Source organism: Sulfoacidibacillus thermotolerans (assembly GCF_003144315.1).
Taxonomy (GTDB): Bacteria; Bacillota; Bacilli; order Alicyclobacillales; family SLC66; genus Sulfoacidibacillus; species Sulfoacidibacillus thermotolerans.
On record NZ_MPDK01000032.1, the window covers coordinates 1 to 20505 of the forward strand.

Consider the following 20505-nt stretch of genomic DNA (forward strand, 5'->3'; position numbering starts at 1 on the left):
CAGCCTGTGGAGAGGATGTAAGACCTGCTATCACAGAGGCAGCCTCAACGAAGCAGGAATTCAACGTCAAAGCTACCTATGCGTAGATTTGAGTAAGTTTGGAGGAACGGGGGATTTTTTTGGATCAGAAAGAAGTGTGGTCGCAATATTTGGATGAATGGGCAGCCTTGAATCAAAGCGATGCGCAAGAAGACGACATGACACGTTTTCAAGAAATGGTACTTACTGCGTTTCAGGAAGTCGTCAATAAAGACAACATAGCTGTAGAAGCATCACGCGATGTACGAGAAGCGCAGCTGATGAAAATTGTTCAGACAAGTAAAGAGATTCCGCAACGGGCACAGCGTGAAGTGGTCAACGCCCTATTGGATGATATGTTTGGATTTGGGCCTTTGCAACCGATTTGGAGCAAGCCAGAAGTCAGCGACATGCAAATTTTTGTACCATTTAATGCAAATGAACGGCAGATTATCACGTATTCTTCGCGTGAAGGGCGACGCGTTTATCAAGGGATGGGATTCCGAAGTCATCGGCACGCAATGACGTGGCTCAATCGACATCTCGCACAATTGGGGCAGCATTATGACGCCGCAAAAGTTTCGATGGACGCAACATTCCCGAACGGAGAGCGTATGCACGTCATCAGTGGTGTTTCGGGCTATTCTGTGTTTCGCGAGGGCGAATACAAATTTGTGCCATGTGTCATTATCACGATGAGAAGGTTCGTAAAGGCGTTCGGGTTAGATGATTTAACCGTCCAAAAACAGGCGCAAACAGAGCCACCGCAGTTTCCAGATTTGCGTCAGGTGCGGCGAGAGTATCAGCGCAAGACACTGTATTTCCCATACGACGGCCGTTCCCTTGATCCGGCGACGATGGACTATTTGCGGATTATGGTGAAACTCGCGAAAAACCATTTAATTGCAGGAGCGACGGGATGTCATGAAGCAGATGCGCCCATTTTAATGTATAACGGCGAGATCAAACGTGCGGCTGATATACAAGCGGGCGACCAATTGATGGGGTCAGATAGCAAACCGCGTAATGTGCTCGAACTACATCGAGGAATTGGGCGCATGGTGAGGGTGATCCCCAACAAAGGTGAGCCTTTTATTGTGAATGAAGGGCATGTTTTATCGTTGAAAAGCACTCCGAGATTTATTAAAAATATATCCATCGAGGAATATCGAAAGAAAAGTAACTATTTTAAACGCATTCATAAATTGTGGCGAGCGCCAGCGAGATTTAGTGAAAATAATTTGCAAGTAACGGGGTTCAAGATCGAAGACGCTGGGGTAGGAGAATATTACGGCTGGGAAGTAGATGGGGATCATTTGTACTTGGATGGTCAGTTTATTGTTCACCACAATTCAGGGAAATCGACTCTCGCAAACGCCCTTACTGCCGAAATCCCTAGCGGCACGATTCTCCAAGTCCTCGAAGAAAGTCCAGAGCTTCAACCACAAAACGATACGCATGTAATCAGAGTTGTACAACGTGAAGGGGTATTCGACTTGGCGGATGCGATGAAGGCGGCACTTCGAATGTATCCCGACAGAATCTTCATCGCAGAGTTGCGCGATACCTTGGCGTATACTTTTTTGCGAGCCATACAAAGCGGTCAGGATGGCAGTTCGACTACGATTCATTCGAATTCATGCCTAGACGCAATTGATGTGTTGATCAATTTTGCAGCGAACCATGATTCGCACCCGCCACGAGAGATGGTGAAGGATATTGTCTTTCGTCGCGTTCACACGATCATCCATGCAGACGCAGCGAAAAAGCCGGATGGGATTGCACGGTTTATTGATGAAGTGGTACAACTCTTGCCCGATCAAACTCTGCACACGGTCATGCGATTCCACGAAGTCGGTATCAACAAAGACGGCACGATTGCGGGATATTTTGAGTTTATTGGGCCAACAGATGAGTTCGTTGAGGAAATGTTTAATGCGGGAATTCCGATTCCAGATAGTTGGGGGTGGTTTTGAGCGGCGTAGTTCGTTTGTACTATTTCGATTCCAAATAGATTCCGTATACTGATTCTATCAGAGGAGGTTTTATTGTGGATAAAAAATCGTTGCTACTAGGTGCTGTTGCGGGAACGCTCGCTACGTCTCTTTTAGCTGGAGGCGCGGTGTTCGCTGCGACAGGACATGCTGTGACCGCACAAGCCGAAACCGCAAATTATGGTGGAATTAAAGGCTCGGCGCTTGTATATGGTGGAACCACGTATGCAGAACTGTATGCGGTTCAACAAGCGTTAAAAAACGAAGGTGTGGTCAACCAATGGAACGGACAAACGTTTCAAATAGATACTCCTTCGCAAAGCGCAAAAGCATTAGCGACTGCGAATGCGCAGTTGACTGGAAAAATGGACAACGTAACGAAGGTTTTGGATTCCCTCTCAAAAATGCCAAGTAGTGTTCAACAACAAGTTGCAAATGATTTAGCGAAAGCAATCAACGAATCTTCACAAACGGCCAATGTGCAGTTGCAAGACATGGCGCAAGGATTAGAAAATGCTTTGCAGCAAACCGCAGGGAAACCGGGCGAAGCAAGTACAGCGATTCAAAACGTGCTCAATCACTTGCCGGGAAATCCGTTTCAAAGTGTGACTGGACAAGCTCAATCAAGCGCAACAGCAAGCCAATCAACAAGCGCACAAACGCAATCAGGTGCAAATAAATCAATAAGTATCGATTCATCTAGTGTGTCTAGCGGATCAACGACAGGTGGTTTTGGTTCGATGGGTGCTTTTACAGGCAAATCAACGAGTAGCGACACATACGGAATAAGCCAACCTACTGGTTCTCAGTTCGGATTTTAGCAAGAAAACGCAAAAATACTTACCCTCCCCCCTTTTCTAAAAGGGGGCGTTTTTTTGTCTGGGTTACTTTATCTTCTCCTTCCTGCGTTTTTTGTCGCGATCGGCTTTGCAATGACTTATTTTCGTGAAGCGCCCTACGAGCGAATGAGAAGACGGTTGGGCATCCGTCGCAAAACGAAGAAAGGTTCCTTTTCCTTTGAGCGTTTATTCACCACACAGAGAAAATTAACGTTTTATACGATGGGTGCTGTAACTGTAGGGGTTTATGTTGCGGTTGCTATGCTCCACGCCACTCCTTTTATCGGAGTCATCATAGGTGGAATTTTGCCGTGGATTGCAATGACAGTCTACAAAGAACGGTGGTTAGATCGCTATGAAGAAGGTGTGGTGCAAGCGATTGAATACGGTTCGGGCCTTTTTGAGACGGGCGCAACGGTTGAACAGTGGGTAAAAGAGGTTGTCCACGAAATAGAAGGCCCGGTTGTTCGTGAGTTTGAAAAAGGCGCATCGCAGGTGAAACAAAACCTGCCTGTCGTCGATTGGATGGAATATACGGCAGAAACGACGCCGAGTCGATACTTCAGTTACGTGTTAAATGGCATGTTGGCCAACTACGAAAAAGCGAACGCGCTTAACGAGTTTATGCGCGAAGTGCTCGATGAGATCAATCACAAACGGCGCTATGAACGTGTCATGCGCCTTGAGCGTGATGAAGCCATGAAGCTATTAGGTGCAATGACCCTGCCGCCGATTGCGATGTACGCCATGTTTTTTGGCCCTGTGAATGCGTATCTTGCGCAAAATTGGCTACAAAATGTGATTTTTGGCGTGGGTCTTGCTGGGTATGTTGCGATTTTGCTTTTCGCGTGGCGGACAGCGAGCGCGAAACCAAAAATTTAGAAAAAAGGATGGATTTGATTGGTTGTTTGGATTTGGATTCTCGCGCCCGGTGTTTTGTTGTATGGCGCACTTGCTTATGCAAATTGGGCAAACGAAGCGCACTGGAAGCGTCACATGCAAGAAGCGCAGGAAGAGAAAAAAGATCACCAAAAAATTCTTCCTCCGCCCCCTTAAGATAGAAGGGGGATTTTTTTGTGAGTTTGTATCATACGGAATATTGGCAGCAGGTCATCGAAGAAAGTATCACACATGCAACTGCGCAAGGCTATCTGCGCCCGTGCGTGGTTTGCGGCAACCCGTTTTTCTTTCGTACAAAAGAAGCGGAGATTTGCTCGTTTTGCGAAGAAGAGATGTCAAAGGAGAGTTTGCATGCGTCATAAGTCAAAATTTCCTGTCAAAATCCAGATGGATGGAAAGCTCTATACCGTCATCGCACTCACTCGCCCGAAAACAGGCGAAATAGAAGCGGTTGCCTACACGCAAACGCCGTTTTTCGGAAAACGGCGTGTCGAAAGTCCGTCCATTCGGATTCGCTTGGCGCAACGTGTTGTACAAGAAATCAAAGGAGATTGATGGCATGCTCGCACTTCTCTTTTTGTTAATCCCACTTGGATTTGTATGGGCGGGATGGCCGATTGTCGCAAAGGTCGATACGTATGTAGGGGATACATTTTATCGCGTGCAACGAGAATATCGCGTAATCAACGAAAAAACAGTCATAAAAAAAATAAAGACGCTCTCTTACACGTACATCGAATCTGTCATCCCCAAAGATTGGTTGCGAAAACTGGATCACATCCTCACGCTTGCAGGGGTTTCAAATAAGTATAGCGCTTTGGATGTCTTGCTGTTTCAGGCGATTGTTGTCGGGGGGATGGGATTTTTAGACGTATGGGCAAAGAAAACATCCCCTATCCTGTTGCTATTTTTGACGGTTGCCGTGGTGACAACCCCTTGGAGACGATTCGGCGCAAACATTCAAAAAAGGCGACTCAGTGCCGCAGAACAAATTCGCGGGATCAAGCGACGATTTGTGACGCTTTTGCGGCGTGGAACGGTGCTGGAAGAAGCGCTCTGGCAAATCGCAAGAGAGTCCTCTGGAGACTTCGGAGTGGTTTTTCGACGCAGGATGCAAGAATCGCGCACTCGCCCCCTCTCCGAAGCATTAAACGATCTACAGCGGGAATTTAAAGTGGCGGAACTTACACGATTCGTTCAGGCGGTGCGAGCGGCGGACGCCAATTCCGTTCATGGACTCGCGGACATCATCGAAAAACAGGCTCGCGAGGAAGCGGCGCGCATGGATGATTTTATTCAAAAGCGAAAAGCGGTGGTGCAAAATCGCATGCGGATGTTTGCGGCGCTCTCTTTTCTCTACACGCTCGCATTTGGTGGCTATTTTACGTGGCAAATTCTCAGTCAATATTTTTTATCGCATACGCTGATCGGTCTCTAAAAATACTTACCCGCCCCCCTTCTCGTGAAGGGGGTTTTGTTTGCCCACCTATCAGCAGTCACAAAAAGGAGGAATTTATTTTGTTCACTCGTCTTGCAAAGGATCGTCGCGGAATTGGGCATTGGATGGCGATTGGACTTGGGGCGGCAGCGACTTTTGTGTTGTTTTCGATGGTTTTCCCTGTCGCAAAAAGCATGATGTCGAACACGACAAATAGTATGAATTCGCTGAACAGCCAAATGCTTCAACAAGTGAACGGTTCAAGTAGTTCTTCTTCCGCTTCTTAAACAACTCTCTGCCGTCATAGTCCCCACGCCGAAAGGCGTGGCTGTGACGGCAGAGATAAAGAAAGGTCGGGGTATTTTTGAAAAGAAACAATAAGCCGATGGCCGTTATCACGGTCATTGTTCTTTCGCTCATTGAGCTAATCCTTTTATATGGCTTAGTCAAAACGTTTAACTTTGTAATTTTGCTTCTCTTTGCTGTTGTAGGTGTATTTGTGTGGAAGGAAATTAAAGTGATTCGTTCGTCGGACGAGGAAGATGGGGGGGATGAGGATGAAGAAGATGAGGACTAAAATTACGCACAAAGCGCAAGAGTTCTTGGCGTGGTGGACAGTCAGGCAAGCTGTATCTAAGGACACATTTCGATGGAATCAGTTGATGGATTTGGGGATTGTAGTTGGACTGCTGTTTGTTTTTGTTGCAAACAATCCTACGCTATCAAACCTTTTCAAAACCATTGCGAACGCGGTGCAGAGTCAATTGACGAATCTAATTAACAACAACACATTGTAAGCGGGGGCTAAAAATGTATAAATTGCACCGCTTGCTCCGCAAACGGCTGGCAGGGGGAGGTTGGGACTTGCCAGTCACTCTTGGAGAACTGATTGTCATAGGCTACCTGCTTGTTCTTCTGATGACGACTGGCGCTACGCTCTTGATGAGTTTCATGGCGGTTGTATCAGCGACCCAATCTGCGCAAGCAGCTGCGCTGGATCAACAGATGATTGACCCGGCTACAGGGCAGCCGATTGCATATGAATTGGTGCAACATTTTAGTCAATTTCTCCCTGTAACAAACGCAGGAAATGCTGTCGTTTCTACGCCGCCCACAAAAGATCAAGCGGGGGCAAAGCAATTGTACGTTTCTTTGATTTCGAATCAAGGGTACGTGACGTTGACGCTTGATTACGGTCTGCAAATTCCGTTCGACATTCCCATGTGGAATGGAACCTCATGGACTACTGCGCAGACCCCTTTCATCCCACTTTATTTTAGCGTGGCGTTTTTCCAAGAATGGTGATGTTTTGGGTGATATGGGGCGTCGCTGCGCTGTGTGATGCACTCTTTGCGAGTATTCCTTTGTGGTGGATGGCGCTGGCACTTGTTGTTTCAGCAGTTTCGTTGCCAGTTTCGATGGTGGCAAGCGTCATGTGCGGGTATGCACTTTTGTTTCTCTTTCGCCGTGCGGTGTTGCGTGTGGTGGGGATGGCAGATGTACTCGCTTTTCCTGTGTTTGCGAGTATAAATTCCATCCTCGCGATCATCGGCGTTGTTGCAGCTTTCGCTTTGAAACGATGGCGCGCCTCTTTATCCCCCGTCCCGATTCTTCCGTTTTTGATAGGGGCGGTAGCAATCGGAATGCTTTTTTAGAAAGAAGGGATTGTTTTGACGATTGGATTAGACATCGGATACGGACACGTAAAATGGACAACGGATGGAGAGAATGTCCTGTCGTTTCCTTCTGTGGTTTCCTCTTCTGACTTTAGCGAGGAAGAAGAGCTTTTCGTTCACACGAATGGGATGAGTGATCTGGCGTTATCGCTAAATGGCCGTCGCTTACTCGTTGGTGAGCGAGCGCTGCGCGAAGATGCGCAGGCAACAAGAATTCTAGCGGCGAGCCGTGTGACTGGCGATGAATTCAAAGCGTTATTCGCTACAGTCATGTTGATGGGAGAAGGAGAAAAGCACATCGTTACGGGGCTGCCATATACCGCCACAAAAGAGCAGCGCGATCAACTCAAACGCACGCTCGAACAAGGAATTGGCACAGCGATCGGACTTGCAGGGGCAATCAAGGGCCATGTATGGGCAGGAAACTTGTCATCCGTGCAGGTGTTTAAACAAGCACAAGCCATGCTATTTGATGCGATTTTTGAGCACCGTCGCGGGGTACTGGTCCCTGTGCGAGACGAGATTTTACTCGAAGTCCCCGGAACACGAGCGGCGATTGTGGACGTTGGCTATAAAACAACAGATGTGATTGTGTGCGAAATCCTTCCAGAATTTCGCGTCATCCAAGAACTTAGTTTCACGATCCCCCTTGCCGTCAGTGCTGTGGGGACGCGTATTCAGCGTGCGTTTCAACGGATGAGCGGAGAAGATACGTTAGATGCAAGGCGATTGGAGTTTGTACTTGCTGGGCAGAAAATTTCAAATTTCGGGCAAGTGCTTGACCTGTCCGATGAAAAGAATCGTGCAGTGAAAGAAATTGGTATGCAAATGCGAAATCAAATCCTCGAAAAGTGGGGGAAGGCGCTCATGAGTATCAGTGTGGTGTATGTAGGCGGAGGAGGTGCGGAACTTTTTGCACAAGGGTTCGTGAATCAGTTGCACCAAAACGTCACGAAGATCAAGAATCCTCAAGGAGCGAATGCGCGAGGATATTTTAAGATGGACGCCTTGCTTTCGCGTTAAGGGGGCGGGAATATCAAACTTTTTCCTGTTTTTCAACCGATTGTAGATACCGCGGCTGGTGTGCAGATTATCGGGTACGAAACATTAATTCGTGGGGGGGAACCCAACGCATCGTATGGGGCGAAAGAAGTCTTTGCGCGAGCAAAGACTTGGGGAGGCGTGCAGGCGCTAGATCAAAAGATTCGCGATTTGCAAGTGCAAGCAGGGATTCCCTTGCTAACGCCTCCACAACGCCTTTTTCTAAACCTTTCTCCACAGGCGTTCAACGACCCGACGTGGAACGTGATTCACCAATTCGGGAAACAAATCGTGCTCGAAATCTCAGAGCATGCAAAAGTCGGAGAGTCGGACATCGCGTGGTTGCAGACGTTTCGAGCGCAGGGTGTACACATTGCGATTGATGATTTTGGAGTGGGACGAAGTAGTTTGCAAACCATTGCTGCGTTGCGTCCTGAATACGTGAAGCTCGACATGTCTTTTGTGCAAAACGGCGATTTTGAGACGGTGCGGCGGATGAGAAGGCTCGCTGAAGATTGGGAAACGACATTGATTGTCGAAGGAGTGGAAACGAAGGAGCAAGCACGTTGTGTGCTTGATGCGGGCGTCCGATACATCCAAGGATACTTTTTTGGCTCTCCATTTTTTCTTACTGTGCCCCCTTGAGGTAGAAAGGGGGCTTTTCTATGCAGATCGACGACCAGATTCGCGACGCAGAATCAAAATTGCAAGAAATGTACGCCGAACGGTTTGCCATCGAAACGCTAACGCAAAAAATGAAGCAAGCGCACGTCGATGTTCACATTCTCGAAACGATTCAAGGACATGAAGTGCATTTGCAAAAAGACCGCGTATTTTCCCGCTGTTCCTCTCCCTCTCTTGCTTCTGCTCTGATTGGGGCGTGGGCGGCGCTACTAGGTGTACGTCATGCTGTATAGAACGCATCAAGCGTTTGGATTGTTTTGTACCTCTGTTGCGCTTGTGGACATCACTCATACGCCGATCTTTAGTTTGGCAGGGGCTGGTGCGCTTGCGTTATCTGCTTTTGCTTCACCGCTTCCTGACGTAGACCAGCCGGAATCTACGATTGCAAAGATGGTATTCCCGCTTGCGTGGGCGTGTGAACTATTGCACATCACGCATCGAACGTTTACGCATAGTTTTGTGGCTGCCGGACTTTGGTTTTGGCTTGCGTTTACCTTCCAAAAAGCACACATCGAAATCGCCGGATTGCACCTAGCATTGTTTCCTATTCTCTTTGCGGGCGGCGCGATTGGGTATTTGTCACATATTGCAATTGATATGCTCAACCGAATGGGGCAACAACTGTTTTGGCCGTTTCCACAACGATACGCTTTTTATTTAGTGAGTTCTAATGGAATCGCAAACGAGCTATCGAAATATGTGTTTTTTGTCGCGTTTATCGTTGTGGCTTTTTATAGTTTGGCACTTCAAGCGCCTTTTGTCCGTGCAATTTTCGCTGCGGTTCATCACGCGTTTCCGATTTTTCCGCTTGCTTAGAAAGGGGTCGATGGGTTGTGAAAAACAATTTAGCCATTGCAGGGGACTCGCCGTCTGCGGTTGTGCAGGCAATGCAGCAAGTGCTAAATGCGGTCCCTGGTCTCGTGTATGCACAAGCCATACTTGGTGTAGTCATTGTTGTTTTGCTTGTCAGAGGCGTATATAAAGCCGCAGTGAGTAAAAACGTGAAACTTGTGTATCTTGAAATTTCGTTTGGCGCTTTAGCGCTTCTTGAAGTATTCGATCCGTTGTTCATTCCCAACGTGTTAGCGAATATTTTGATGTTGTTTAAACTTTAAAATAGGAGGAGGAAGCGTCGTTTCCTCTTTACACGAAAACGGCGCAACTTCAATGATCTATCGGACGTATCGGGAACTTTATCGCGCGAAGACAGAAATCACTCGAATCGGGGAAGGGGAAGGGGCGATCAAACTCGGGCGATTTGTGACAGTAGGGCTTGATGTCGTCGGGGTGGGCTTTATTGCAGCGATTTTCCCCGGAATATTGATCGCCCTTTTCCTTCATCCTTTTTTCCCTGTTGTGCCGTTCTTTGTCTGGCAAATCACATTCGGCTTTTTTGCCGGATGGACAGCGAGCCAATTTGACCCGCAAGGAAAGACGGCTTTGGAATGGCTATGGGATTTGATCGCTTTTTTGTTTCGCAAAAAGTGGACGGATGGGTTTTTCGTGATTCCCAAAGAGAAAAAAGCCCCTTTGCATCGGCTTTCTTTTTACGCAGTGGAGAAAAATACTGCCTATGCCACTCCTGTGATTGGGTCGAGTCAGCGCCTTACTTTACATCGACCACTTGCGGTAAAGGTACGGCGAGATGGTACGTGGATTGTGCAACGGTCGGCTCACCCACTTCCCGCAGGGAGATATAAAGTTCAGAACGGAAAAGTGGTTCAGGTGAAGGAAGCACCATTGCTCGGGAGAAGAGGGTCATAGACCACATGGCTCAATGAAGTGTCCAGTGTGGCTTTGCAACAAGAGTTGCGACATCTAGATCGTGCTTTCATCAACTTTTTTGAAGGTAGGGCGGCCTATCCGCAATTCCACAAAAAGCGCTGCAATATTCCAATTTCACACCAACGCATCCCTCTTCTAATAAAAGGGGGATTTTTTATGCAACCAGTGGTGTACGTTGAAAATGGAATTTTAATCGATGACCGCACGCGAGGATATGCAGTGTTTGTTGTGGAGTCGGAAAATGAATGGCTAGGAAATGCGCGTGTACAAAATCAAAAAATCGCAGCTTTGGCACGTGGAATGCGGGAAGTGATCGGCGAGTGGTATGTATATTCGCTTGCGATTGGCATCTCCAAGGAAGAGTGGTTGCGCTGCTTTCCGACATTCTCTCATTCGTTTTGGGAACAACATATCAAAGAAGCACAGCGCGAAGTCAAAGGCGTACTTTTTGAACGAAAAATCTATCTGGTTGTCCCGATCTCTCCACGAATCCGAATTCAACTGACAGAGAATGGGCGTGCTTTTTTTAACGAATTGCGAACCACGATGATCAATGCAGCCAAACGCGTCTTCAATGCGCAAAGTTTGCATTTAAGATTGATGGAACAATTTGAAGAGGAACGGCGCAAATGGTGGCTGCGCTTTCGAAGTATTGCGAATGTGCGGATTGCAACGAACGAGGAAGTCGAGCGATGGCTTCGGCACGGGATGTATCGGGGGCTGGAAGCGCCTGAAAGCCGTTTTCCAAAGGTACTCCCAAAAACCGTATCTTCAACAGGGATTATCCATCCTCTTCATCGTTTGGGGGTGTGGACGCAAGACGGTGCAATGAAAGAAGGGTTGTTTAGCTTAAAAATTATCCATGCTGACCATCGCGAATCTCACCAAACGTTTTATTCAGTGTTGCGCGTTCCAAACAACATTGACGAAGACAATGCCATCGGGTTTGATTGGTTACATGAAGTGGATGCTCTTCCCTTCCCTGTTGATGTCGCAACGCATATTCGCGTCGAAGACCCGCTTGAAGCGCGAAAAAACTTGAGGAAGAAAAAACTTTCATCGGAAGAAAAATGGAAAGAGTACGTGGAAGGCGGGGAAACTCCTCCACTCGAACTTGAAGTAGATATGGAACACGCGGATGAACTCGAACAGAAGTTACGCATGCGAAATCCGCTTGTTCACGCAAAAACCATCATTGGAATCGGGGCAAAATCGGACGAAGAATTGCAGATGCGGCGCAAAGAAATCATCCGTGCTTTAACGTTGACTGAACTTGTGCAAGCGCCCGGCGATCAACGCCGATTTTGGCAAGCGTTTTACCCGTATGGACAAACCGCCCAAACGGCGTATGAAATCCCGATGGATGCAGGGGTCTTTGCGGCGGGATTGCCTTTTACTGCGCTGGAGTTTGGGGATCATAAAGGATTTTATCTTGGGAAAACTGTCAATGGGCGTGCTGTGTTTTTCGATCCGCGTCGTCCGGCGCAAGAACTCAACATGCAACCTTCTGTCTTAATCGCGGGAGGGCTTGGTTCTGGAAAAACGAACACGGCGCAATACATCGCAGCTGTGCTTGCTTCATGGGGGGCAAAAATCTATATCCAAGACCCAAAAGGGCATGACTATGATCGTTTTCACAAGGTGGGGATACGCACAAGGTACATTCGCTTGCGTGCAGGAGGGGATCAAGTCAATCCGTTTCGCTTGGGGGTTGAAGGCGCAGAACGAGACTTGCTTGACCTCATCTTAAACGATGATGAAACGGAATCGGATCGAAAAGATATTCGTGCTTCTCTGATTGGTCGTGCACTTGTGGAGATGAAAAAAACTGAGCAACGAGACATGTACCGTTTCGGGGATGCGCTGGATGGATTGCGCGAGAAGGAATCCCGTTTGGAATATCGCCAACAACTAGACATGCTGCTAGATCGAGTGGAAAATCTGTACCACTCGCCGTTAGGCCACGTCTTGTTTGCACCAGATACAGGAGAAACACCCCAAGATTACGATGCCACAATTGTAGATACGAGCGGGCTTACGATTCCGCCAAGTGGGAAAGTCAAAACGCTCAACGAGAAAATTTCTATCGCCCTTTTCTTTGCTGTGACTGCGATGGGGATGGGGTATTTTACGAACTTACCCCAACAGACGCTCAAAGTGATGATCCTTGATGAAGCATGGAAACTACGTAAATTTTCGCAAGGGGTTGATCTGGTTGACAATCTCTTGCGCCAATCAAGGAGTCTAAACATCGTACCCATTATGTTGATGCAAAACGCGACCGACTTCAAGGAATGGGGAGAATCGATTGATGGACTCTTTGCATGGCGCTTTATTTTGCGGATGAATTCACAGACGGAAACCGCAGCGGCGCTTCAACTCGTGGGGTTGGAACAGGAAGACTCGCACGAGTGGTCTCGGATTTTTAGTGATTTTCAAGCGGGAGAAGGATTGGTTGTTGATGCGCTCGGACGTACACAGCGCATGCGTGTGCACGTGAAGCCGAGTGTCGCTTTGAAATGGTTTGATACCACACCAAAATCAGAAAAGTAGTCACAGGACAACGAATACTTACCCCGCCCCCTTCAAACGAAAGGGGGCATTTTTGTGTGTCTAAAGTAATACGGTTGATATTTGCTTTTCTTTTTGCCATGACACTTGTGCAACCTGTTTTCGCTGCAACAAGTGGAAGTGTTGCGACCCAAGCGATTTCAAAAGAAGTGCAAGCAGTGGTCACTTCGCAAAGCCCCGCACAAAAAGGGAGGTTCCCCAACCTTTCATCTGGGGCTGCTTCTCAAGGTGCTACGCAAGTTGTTCAAGGGCCTTTATTTGACAACCCATCCGTTCCCGTGACGAATTATGGGTTTGACGCAAACGGCTACATGGGGAGATTTAACCCGGAGTATTACTTCGCGGAAATGGTTTTTGGGCTTTCTGCGCTCTTGGTCAATGTCTCACTCAACTTATTTGCACTGGGGTATCTTTCGCGTAGTTTAGGGGGACTTATTGGTGCGGTGCTTGCTATTTTGCATCGAACGTTTCTTCTCGCGGTTCACCTGTTTCCTGTTTTTGCCCTGTTGCTGGTGGGGTATGCTGTATGGGATTTACTGGTAAAACACGCCCCCAAACGTTTTTTTACGCGGATTACGAAGATGGCGGTGTGGTTTTTTGCAAGCTACGTATTTGCCACCCTCGTAACGGTCGGGCAAGTGCAAGAAGTGTTAAGCGCAACCAATGCAATCGGTTCTTTGTTTGGCAATATTGCCACCGCAGTCATTGAACCCAGTGCAATCCAAGAAGGAGCTTCGCTAGGTCAGGGCATACAGTTATCCCCCTTTCATTCGACGGCTCAACTCCAAGCGACTTCTGCAAATGGCAATCCGATCCCTGTTGTGAAATGGGAATCAGATAATCCAAGCGTCGCTATAGTCTCGTCTACAGGAGAAGTCAAAGGAACGGGTGTAGGGACGACAACGATCACGGGCATTACAGCCGATGGGCAAAAAATCAGGGAAACCATCACGGATGGTCAAGCAACGGAAGAACTTTTAGATACAGCGTGGACAAATACGATTCTCGCGGAGTGGGAGTATGCCGAAATGGGCGGGGATGTTATTGATCAAACAACACATCGTCCCTTTTGGGAAGAGTTACTTCCTTACGCGGTGGGGTCAAGCCAGCGGGATGCACTGGCGGGAACCTTGAATTCTCCTGCATATCCTCTTGCACAAGATGCGTTTCATGCAATCAATCGCATGGTGATCGCGGAAGTCTCTTTTGTGAGTAATTTAGGGGCGATTGCGTATTTTTTGATCATTGGCGGCATTCTCTTTTTCGCGCGTATTCTTTTCTTAATTGCCCTCGCAGCAGGGGCATTTGTGCTCCCTTTAGAGATGTTTCCGTCTACACAAACAGGCGTGATGGCGAAAAAATGGCTTCAACACTTGCTCATGCCACTTTTTCTTACGATCATGGTCAACGTATACAGCACGATGGTGCTGGGTGTTACGCAGATCGTCAACCAAAGTGGCGTTTTACAAATCGGCAATGCGGGCGGTACAGCAAACGTTGCATTAAAAATCCTATTTAATGGGTTGATTTATGCGGCTGCATTATGGTTTGCGTGGAAGCTCTATAAGAAATACAGACCGATGAAATTGATTCAAAATCGAATGGATCGGATGATGGCTGTTTCTCCTGAACCTTCCACTCGCCCTGTCCCTCTTAGCAAAAGAATGAGAGCGCAGTCGCCAATCAGTAGGCGAAACCCCTATGAAAATGGTTCGAGTGTACCAAGAGAGGAAACAGCATTATCTGAGGTTCACGGGGAATCACAAAACGAGACACCCTTTGCTTGGCAATCTAATGAGTCTGTAGAAGATTTGCGATTTGATACGGATGAAGAGCCTGTGGGTGATTCTCAATTTGATGCGGATGACACAGACGATCATTCGCAAGGATTAGCACCCTTGTCACCACTTCCCCTTTTTCCGTCTGGCGGTGGTGCTGCGTATGCAAATAACCAATCATGGCTTTTTAGATCGAAGCAGCAAAAAAATGAAAAAGGAAAAAGCGAAAACAAATTAAGGAATCCTTTGCACAGCATAGAGGGAAATTCGCGAGATGAAGGAAACGCTCTATCACAAAGAATCACGCCTTCTTCGAAAGAAGAACGTGAAATCAACGAAAAGAAACGTGCATACGAAGCAGCTTTGGATGAAACTTTGCGTCAGCCGAAAGAACCCCGCGTACAAGGTAGAAATTTGGACATTTTGCAAATGACAAACGCACTTGGGAAAGGAACGAAAGCGGCTTATTTTGCTTCAAAAAAACTTGCTCCCCTTGCAATTAAAAGCACAAAGCGGCTTGCGCGATCCCCTGCAACTGCTTCGGAGTTAGCCGTAGATGGAACTGCTTTTCTTGCGTCGCAGGCGGTTCGCCAAGCCAAAAAAGGAGCGCATTGGATCAATCAGCGGATTGAAAAAGTCCCGGAACCCCTTTATCCGGGACGACGCGCGTCAGTGAAACATGTATCACAAAAAGCAAAGGTGGTTTTTCATCCGACCCCAACAAAAGACTCTGTGGTTTCTCACAAAGAACCAGAAGTGGTGCAGATGAAAGAAGCAACGCAAGGATTTCCTTCTCGAATTCGATTTGCAAAGTCTGTTGAACAGCCAGCATTAGCACCGGGTGTTTCTTCAGATACGAAAGTGCAACGTGCGCCGATTGCCAAGTCCCAATTGCCACAAACGTCACGGCGCGTTTCAACGATTAAACGCCCTGCTCGTTTGACAAAATCTACGAACAGGCAATCACAAACAGAAAATCGACCGCACCAATCAGGGCGGTTGCCTCATCGTTCGTTGCGTCATCGTTTGCTCAAAGATCGCTAATTCCACCACTCAAAAAAATTCTTACCCTAGGGCCATCCCTTAGTCATTCTCATGACTTTTGGGACAGCCCCATCTTACCACTGCCGTAGTTGTAAGGGCTTGTGAGTTGGGGATGGCTGTCAAGTTCTATACGGTGGGGGATTTAGTGATGCATCTATCCGAAGCAAAAAGAGGGGGGACACTAGAACGCTTAAGCAAGGATATTGGGCGTACGGATCTGCTCATTCTGGATGAATGCAATTGCTGTTCAGAGCCATTGCAGACAGCTACGAGAGCCGAAGTCTCGTGATTACAACGAATCTCGAGTTCTCGAAATGGGGTTCAATGTTTACTGATGACTAGATGGCTGGGCCATGATTGACCGTCTCGCACACCACGGATACTTTCTCGTATTCGGTGATGAAAGCTACAGAATGAAGCATGCGTTGATGAAGGGGCGGTGAAAAAGTACCCATCAGATCGTTGGGTAGAAACACTCGGTTTTTTCGGGTATTCTTGCTTGACAAAAACAATTGGGGTCAGCAGATAAGATGCGAAAAACATTCGCTAAAAAGTTTCTTCTCTCATTTTGTAAAGTCGAAGCAATGAGATAAGTACAGATTTGCTGGTTGACTCTAGGGTTTGTTCATTTTTGGAATCCAATAACACTCCGCTTTGTGGAATTTTTAAACTTTATGTAGAATTATGTAGAATTTGGTCGAATATATAGTTGTCTGATAGTGTATTAATATAATCTAATGGAGGTGATAATGTTCGACAATGGACATTTTTTGAAGATGTTGCATTACACCGAGTACAGAATTTTGAATATCCGTATTCAATGTTTCATTAAATAATGTTGGATCTAATCGAGGGAGGTAAGGGAAATTGAAACTGAGATGGTTAGCTCAAACAGCAGTTTTAACCGCTAGTCTTTCGTCCCTGATTTTATTACAGACAAGTTCAGTGTTTGCTTCGACTCAGGCAGTGCCGCCAAGTTCAGCATTTGCTTCAACTCAGGGAACGCAGACGCTCTCCGTGGATGGACAAGCGTATCAGGTGCACGTTGTGAATAGTAATGGAGTCCGAGTAGTACAGGTTAAAGCGGGTGGGAAGATTACAACCGCTATTTACAATACGAAAACTAAAGAACTAACTATTCACAATTCAGACGGCACAAGTAACCTGTTCAATTTAAACACCCTCGTCAAGTCAGGAGGCATTACTCCGCTTTTCATGACAAATAGCACAAGAGATCAATGGTGGGGAGATGAAGCACAAGACGTCGTATTAGGTAGCACTCAGTACTTGCTCGCTGAAGTCAACGACAATAATTCGGCAGTACAAACCTGGACAAATACTGAGAATGCTCAGAATTCAGGCCCTTTTAATACGTTTTGGAATTCGGTTGCCAACACTTTGAATGCCGAGTATGCGTTTTACGCGGCAACTGGGGCCTCTGCGGCCAGTGCAGTAGTAGCTGTAATAACTTCAGAAACTAGTGTAGCAGCAATAATTGCGGCTGTAGTTGCGGCAGGTTTTTCAATTGCTGCGGGGTACGAGGCCGCGGTTGCCTGGAATGATCATAATACTGATGTATTTGAATTTAACCAAATTCCTGGGGCGTAAATTCATACTTTCGTTAGAGTGCTCATATCTAAAAGTGAGCACTCTAACGAAGAGGGGGTGGAACATAGTGTCTTTTGTATTTATATTTTCCATATTTCTTTGGGTGGTTATTGCCGGAATTTTAACAATTACTATAGGACGCACCCGCAGGAAAGTTATGAGACTCCTCTCCATATTCACGCTATTAATCGTAATAATTGTTATAATAACACTTTTATATATTTTATTTCATTCCTGAGACAATAGAAATTTTGTCCCTATCTCGCTAAATGAAATTAACTTCCTGTTAATGGCTTGTTTTTACACGTATGTCGACTGTCCCCCAACAAGGCAGTAGCGCGTATACAGGATGCGATTTCCCGCAAGGAAACCGTGATGATCTTTGGTGACTACGACGTCGACGGTGTTTCATCGGTCACGATTCTTGTCAAAGCCCTGCGCAAACTGGGCGTAGATCTCCTTTGGCGCGTGCCGGTTCGATTGTGCGAAGGCTACTGGATTCGTCCGCAAGCGGTCATTGACTCGAAGGAGCAAGGTATCCATCTCATCATCACTGTAGACAATGGAATCGCCGAACTCGAAGCTGTAGATCTTGCACGTACAAGTAGTATGGATCTCATCGTGACGGATCATCACTATATTGGTCATCAATTACCTAACGCTAACGCGCTTGTCCATCCAACGCTCGGCGATTATGGCCGGGTGGAGGTCACTAACGGTTCATCGAACGATTGGAGCAAGAAGGATTGCAAGTGCGCACGATCATTGAGAAGCATAATGGCGGAAAAAAGAGATAGCTGTGGCAAGTCACAGAGAAAGGAAAGGCGTTCGCGAAGCTGATCCTCACTACAGTAAAATAAAAAAACGTTGAGGCAACAAAATATGTAATGCGATAGTTCGAAAGTGTAGCAGAAGAAATCAAGCGTTGAGATCCCGACGCTAAAAAAATGCTTACCCTGCCCTCTTTACATAGAAAGGGGGCATTTTTGTTGGTAAAAATCGCATTTTTGCTCTCCAGCCTTGAATTGCAAGGTTGGATCGAAGGCGAATCTCAATCGTATCCTTACACACCTGTTTTCGATGCAGGAAAACCAGTTGATGCGTATGTGGTACTTGCGGAACGAGAAGGAGACGAACAGTTTCTTGCGCAGATTCCAGAAGGAAAGTCGTTTGCTTGGTATGGAGAGTATACAGAACTTGCAGCAAAGAGAAATCCCCGATTGATTGACGGAGATTGGGAGTCGTTCACAGGGGAGACGCTGATTGAAGCGGCACGCATCATGGCCGAAGAGATTGAAGCGCAAAAGAAGACGGCTCGTCGACCAAAACTGAAAAAAGCAACTGATGAGATTTCAAGGGAAAGCGAAGAAATTCCCATAGAAGCGCAAGAAGAATCTCTCAAAACGCATCCAGAAGAATCGCCAAAACTTAGATTTGCGTGGCATTCTCGTAAAAACGAACATCACCCGGAAGAACAAGAAGAAACGGACGAACACGTAAACGTGATGAAACCCGCTGTAGTCCCTCGAGCGATTGCGGTGGGCGGTGTACGAGGGAGTGGTGCGAGTTTTGTGGCATGGAATCTCGCGGCAGTTGCAGGGCTTCCGGTGATCGAAGGGCGAGCTACAGGCGCGCTCTCTATATGGACAGGAGACCAAACCCCTGTCGCACAGGCATTACAAGCGGGGAGTCAGTACGGTACGGTGCTTGAGGGGGAACTCCCCAAAGAAATCCTTACGCATCGAGTGATTGTAGATGTTGGAGACGATTGGAATCATCCGGTTTTTCAGCGCGCTGCGATTCGCATATGGGTCACTTCGCTTGATCCGGCGACCATTTTTGTCCCTTCTGTGCCGTGCTCTGTGGTTGTGAATCGAGTTCCTGAGTGGATGGCGCTTGATCTTCGTGAAATCGTGAAAACAGATGTGGCTTTGCAAGTGCCAGACGGCGGGTGGGAAGCCCTTTTATCGCTTTATACGCATGTGCCGTGGATTCTCAAGCAGTCGCAAGATACCAAACATGCGTGGCAGCGACTGATCGAACCAACTCGCACAAAGGAGGAACAAGCATGGGATATTGGTTGGTAGTTCCCGCGCAGCAAGATGAAGTGGTTCTCGCACAGGCGTTTGAACGATTCGGTGAAGTTCATGTGGCAATTTCTCCACAAGACTTCCAGCAAATTGTTGAACAATACGGCGCGCCTGCCGCGATTGTGGTTCATAGCTCCATGCGGCAACTCGCGCAAAACGTAAAAGGGTTTCGCGATAAGTTTCCTGAATCAAGAGTGTATGTAGTGGGAATCGTGACACCGAGCCAACTCGCGATGCTTCACGCAGATGATGTCGTTCCTTTTCCACTCCCTGAAAGTTTTGTGCGCCGAATTCAAACCGAACGACAAATTGAAGAAGAAGTGGGGCATCCCCTTCCACGCACAAATATCTCTGAGTCGTTTCTTCCTCCTAAAAAAGAGTTACGAGAAGAAATGATGGTTGAAGGTCGCGATCAAATCATTGTCGTGACAAGCAACAAAGGAGGGGATGGCAAAACAACCGTCGCTGCACAGTTAGCGACTCTTCTTGCGAAAAAAGGGCCAGTGCTCGTAATGGACGCTGACCCGAAAGGGAACCAAGTGGAGTGGTTTCGCCAAGACAATCAGCCACCGATTCATTCCATTTACGATTTTCAAAAAGCCAAAGATCGAGATCGTGCAGAATTAGAAAGTTATCTTTTGGAAAAAGGGAATCTCAAAGTATTGGCGTCTTCGACAGAATCAGGGCCACTTACTTCCAAAGCACTTGCGGCAGCGATTCAAGCGTATAAACCTTTTTACTCGACCATCATCTTGGATATGCAGCAAGGAACCAGTCCTGAACTTATCACCGCTGCTAGTTATGCGACAAGCGTAATCGTTGTGGCAACCCCGTCAGCGAAACGCCTTCGACCTTTACTTTTGATGATGAAGCAGCTTATGGAACATCGGATTAAAAAGTCAAAAATTCATGTGGTTGTCAATCGCACACATCAAAAAGGGGATTTGCCTACGATCCGCACGGCGTTAGAAGACGTATTGGGAGCCTCGTTTTCCCAATATTACGAGCTTCCTTTTCAGGAACATTTGGAATGGGACGA

At 47.1% G+C, this 20505-nt stretch carries 24 protein-coding genes and 1 pseudogene; all 25 read left to right on the top strand.

What is annotated here, in order from left to right:
• The first annotated feature begins 119 nt into the window (after positions 1 to 119).
• On the top strand, positions 120 to 1994 hold the full coding sequence (locus BM613_RS15590) for an ATPase, T2SS/T4P/T4SS family (protein ID WP_109431574.1): 1875 nt from the start codon (positions 120 to 122) through the stop codon (positions 1992 to 1994).
• A 74-nt stretch (positions 1995 to 2068) separates the two neighbouring features.
• Positions 2069 to 2833, top strand: coding sequence for a hypothetical protein (locus BM613_RS12800; RefSeq protein WP_109431575.1), 765 nt, complete (start codon positions 2069 to 2071; stop codon positions 2831 to 2833).
• Between the two features lie 54 nt (positions 2834 to 2887).
• The gene (locus BM613_RS12805; protein ID WP_109431576.1) at positions 2888 to 3733 is read left to right on the top strand and encodes a type II secretion system F family protein; all 846 of its coding nucleotides are present in this window, start codon (positions 2888 to 2890) and stop codon (positions 3731 to 3733) included.
• Positions 3734 to 3751: 18 nt separating this feature from the next.
• Positions 3752 to 3907, top strand: a complete 156-nt coding sequence (locus tag BM613_RS15175) for a hypothetical protein (RefSeq protein ID WP_181363152.1) — start codon at positions 3752 to 3754, stop codon at positions 3905 to 3907.
• A 20-nt stretch (positions 3908 to 3927) separates the two neighbouring features.
• On the top strand, positions 3928 to 4113 hold the full coding sequence (locus tag BM613_RS12810; RefSeq protein WP_109431577.1) for a hypothetical protein: 186 nt from the start codon (positions 3928 to 3930) through the stop codon (positions 4111 to 4113).
• Positions 4103 to 4306: a hypothetical protein gene (locus BM613_RS12815; RefSeq protein ID WP_109431578.1), complete on the top strand. Its 204-nt coding sequence runs from the start codon at positions 4103 to 4105 to the stop codon at positions 4304 to 4306. The genes BM613_RS12810 and BM613_RS12815 overlap by 11 nt, the downstream gene beginning before the upstream one ends.
• A gap of 4 nt (positions 4307 to 4310) precedes the next feature.
• Positions 4311 to 5189, top strand: coding sequence for a type II secretion system F family protein (locus BM613_RS12820; protein WP_109431579.1), 879 nt, complete (start codon positions 4311 to 4313; stop codon positions 5187 to 5189).
• Positions 5190 to 5269: 80 nt separating this feature from the next.
• Positions 5270 to 5476, top strand: coding sequence for a hypothetical protein (locus tag BM613_RS12825; RefSeq protein WP_109431580.1), 207 nt, complete (start codon positions 5270 to 5272; stop codon positions 5474 to 5476).
• 77 nt (positions 5477 to 5553) lie between these two features.
• Positions 5554 to 5766: a hypothetical protein gene (locus BM613_RS12830; RefSeq protein ID WP_146192819.1), complete on the top strand. Its 213-nt coding sequence runs from the start codon at positions 5554 to 5556 to the stop codon at positions 5764 to 5766.
• Positions 5747 to 5986: a hypothetical protein gene (locus BM613_RS12835; RefSeq protein ID WP_109431582.1), complete on the top strand. Its 240-nt coding sequence runs from the start codon at positions 5747 to 5749 to the stop codon at positions 5984 to 5986. The genes BM613_RS12830 and BM613_RS12835 overlap by 20 nt, the downstream gene beginning before the upstream one ends.
• A 13-nt stretch (positions 5987 to 5999) precedes the next feature.
• Positions 6000 to 6494, top strand: coding sequence for a hypothetical protein (locus BM613_RS12840; RefSeq protein WP_109431583.1), 495 nt, complete (start codon positions 6000 to 6002; stop codon positions 6492 to 6494).
• A complete protein-coding gene (locus BM613_RS12845) occupies positions 6491 to 6844 on the top strand; it encodes a hypothetical protein (RefSeq protein ID WP_181363153.1) in 354 nt (117 codons plus the stop codon). The genes BM613_RS12840 and BM613_RS12845 overlap by 4 nt, the downstream gene beginning before the upstream one ends.
• Positions 6845 to 6859: 15 nt before the next feature.
• Complete coding sequence (locus tag BM613_RS12850; protein ID WP_109431585.1) at positions 6860 to 7888, top strand: ParM/StbA family protein; 1029 nt, start codon at positions 6860 to 6862, stop codon at positions 7886 to 7888.
• A gap of 12 nt (positions 7889 to 7900) precedes the next feature.
• Positions 7901 to 8551: an EAL domain-containing protein gene (locus BM613_RS12855; RefSeq protein WP_109431586.1), complete on the top strand. Its 651-nt coding sequence runs from the start codon at positions 7901 to 7903 to the stop codon at positions 8549 to 8551.
• A gap of 20 nt (positions 8552 to 8571) precedes the next feature.
• On the top strand, positions 8572 to 8823 hold the full coding sequence (locus tag BM613_RS12860; protein ID WP_109431587.1) for a hypothetical protein: 252 nt from the start codon (positions 8572 to 8574) through the stop codon (positions 8821 to 8823).
• Positions 8824 to 8866: 43 nt separating this feature from the next.
• Positions 8867 to 9406, top strand: coding sequence for a metal-dependent hydrolase (locus tag BM613_RS12865; RefSeq protein WP_245926393.1), 540 nt, complete (start codon positions 8867 to 8869; stop codon positions 9404 to 9406).
• 17 nt (positions 9407 to 9423) lie between these two features.
• Positions 9424 to 9705, top strand: coding sequence for a hypothetical protein (locus BM613_RS12870; protein WP_109431589.1), 282 nt, complete (start codon positions 9424 to 9426; stop codon positions 9703 to 9705).
• A 52-nt stretch (positions 9706 to 9757) separates the two neighbouring features.
• The gene (locus BM613_RS12875; RefSeq protein WP_109431590.1) at positions 9758 to 10354 is read left to right on the top strand and encodes a TcpE family conjugal transfer membrane protein; all 597 of its coding nucleotides are present in this window, start codon (positions 9758 to 9760) and stop codon (positions 10352 to 10354) included.
• Between the two features lie 177 nt (positions 10355 to 10531).
• Positions 10532 to 12928 (top strand): ATP-binding protein, encoded by a 2397-nt coding sequence (locus tag BM613_RS12880; protein ID WP_146192820.1) that lies wholly within the window; start codon positions 10532 to 10534, stop codon positions 12926 to 12928.
• A 56-nt stretch (positions 12929 to 12984) separates the two neighbouring features.
• Positions 12985 to 15768: an Ig-like domain-containing protein gene (locus BM613_RS12885; protein WP_219930691.1), complete on the top strand. Its 2784-nt coding sequence runs from the start codon at positions 12985 to 12987 to the stop codon at positions 15766 to 15768.
• A 112-nt stretch (positions 15769 to 15880) separates the two neighbouring features.
• A pseudogene (locus tag BM613_RS15350) lies at positions 15881 to 16110 on the top strand (ATP-binding protein).
• Positions 16111 to 16635: 525 nt separating this feature from the next.
• Positions 16636 to 17376, top strand: coding sequence for a geobacillin-26 family protein (locus BM613_RS12895; protein ID WP_109431592.1), 741 nt, complete (start codon positions 16636 to 16638; stop codon positions 17374 to 17376).
• A 294-nt stretch (positions 17377 to 17670) separates the two neighbouring features.
• Positions 17671 to 18216, top strand: coding sequence for a DHH family phosphoesterase (locus tag BM613_RS12900; protein WP_181363154.1), 546 nt, complete (start codon positions 17671 to 17673; stop codon positions 18214 to 18216).
• Between the two features lie 149 nt (positions 18217 to 18365).
• Positions 18366 to 19463: a hypothetical protein gene (locus BM613_RS12905; RefSeq protein WP_109431594.1), complete on the top strand. Its 1098-nt coding sequence runs from the start codon at positions 18366 to 18368 to the stop codon at positions 19461 to 19463.
• The coding region (locus BM613_RS12910; protein ID WP_146192821.1) for a CpaE/TadZ family protein at positions 19445 to 20505 on the top strand (1061 nt) is incomplete at its 3' end. The genes BM613_RS12905 and BM613_RS12910, both read left to right, overlap by 19 nt.

Coding starts and splice junctions, on each gene's coding strand:
- BM613_RS12815 (WP_109431578.1), top strand. CDS start 4,103: ATGCGTCATAAGTCAAAATTTCCTGTCAAAATCCAGATGGATGGAAAG.
- BM613_RS12820 (WP_109431579.1), top strand. CDS start 4,311: ATGCTCGCACTTCTCTTTTTGTTAATCCCACTTGGATTTGTATGGGCG.
- BM613_RS12835 (WP_109431582.1), top strand. CDS start 5,747: ATGAAGAAGATGAGGACTAAAATTACGCACAAAGCGCAAGAGTTCTTG.
- BM613_RS12840 (WP_109431583.1), top strand. CDS start 6,000: ATGTATAAATTGCACCGCTTGCTCCGCAAACGGCTGGCAGGGGGAGGT.
- BM613_RS12860 (WP_109431587.1), top strand. CDS start 8,572: ATGCAGATCGACGACCAGATTCGCGACGCAGAATCAAAATTGCAAGAA.
- BM613_RS12875 (WP_109431590.1), top strand. CDS start 9,758: ATGATCTATCGGACGTATCGGGAACTTTATCGCGCGAAGACAGAAATC.
- BM613_RS12880 (WP_146192820.1), top strand. CDS start 10,532: ATGCAACCAGTGGTGTACGTTGAAAATGGAATTTTAATCGATGACCGC.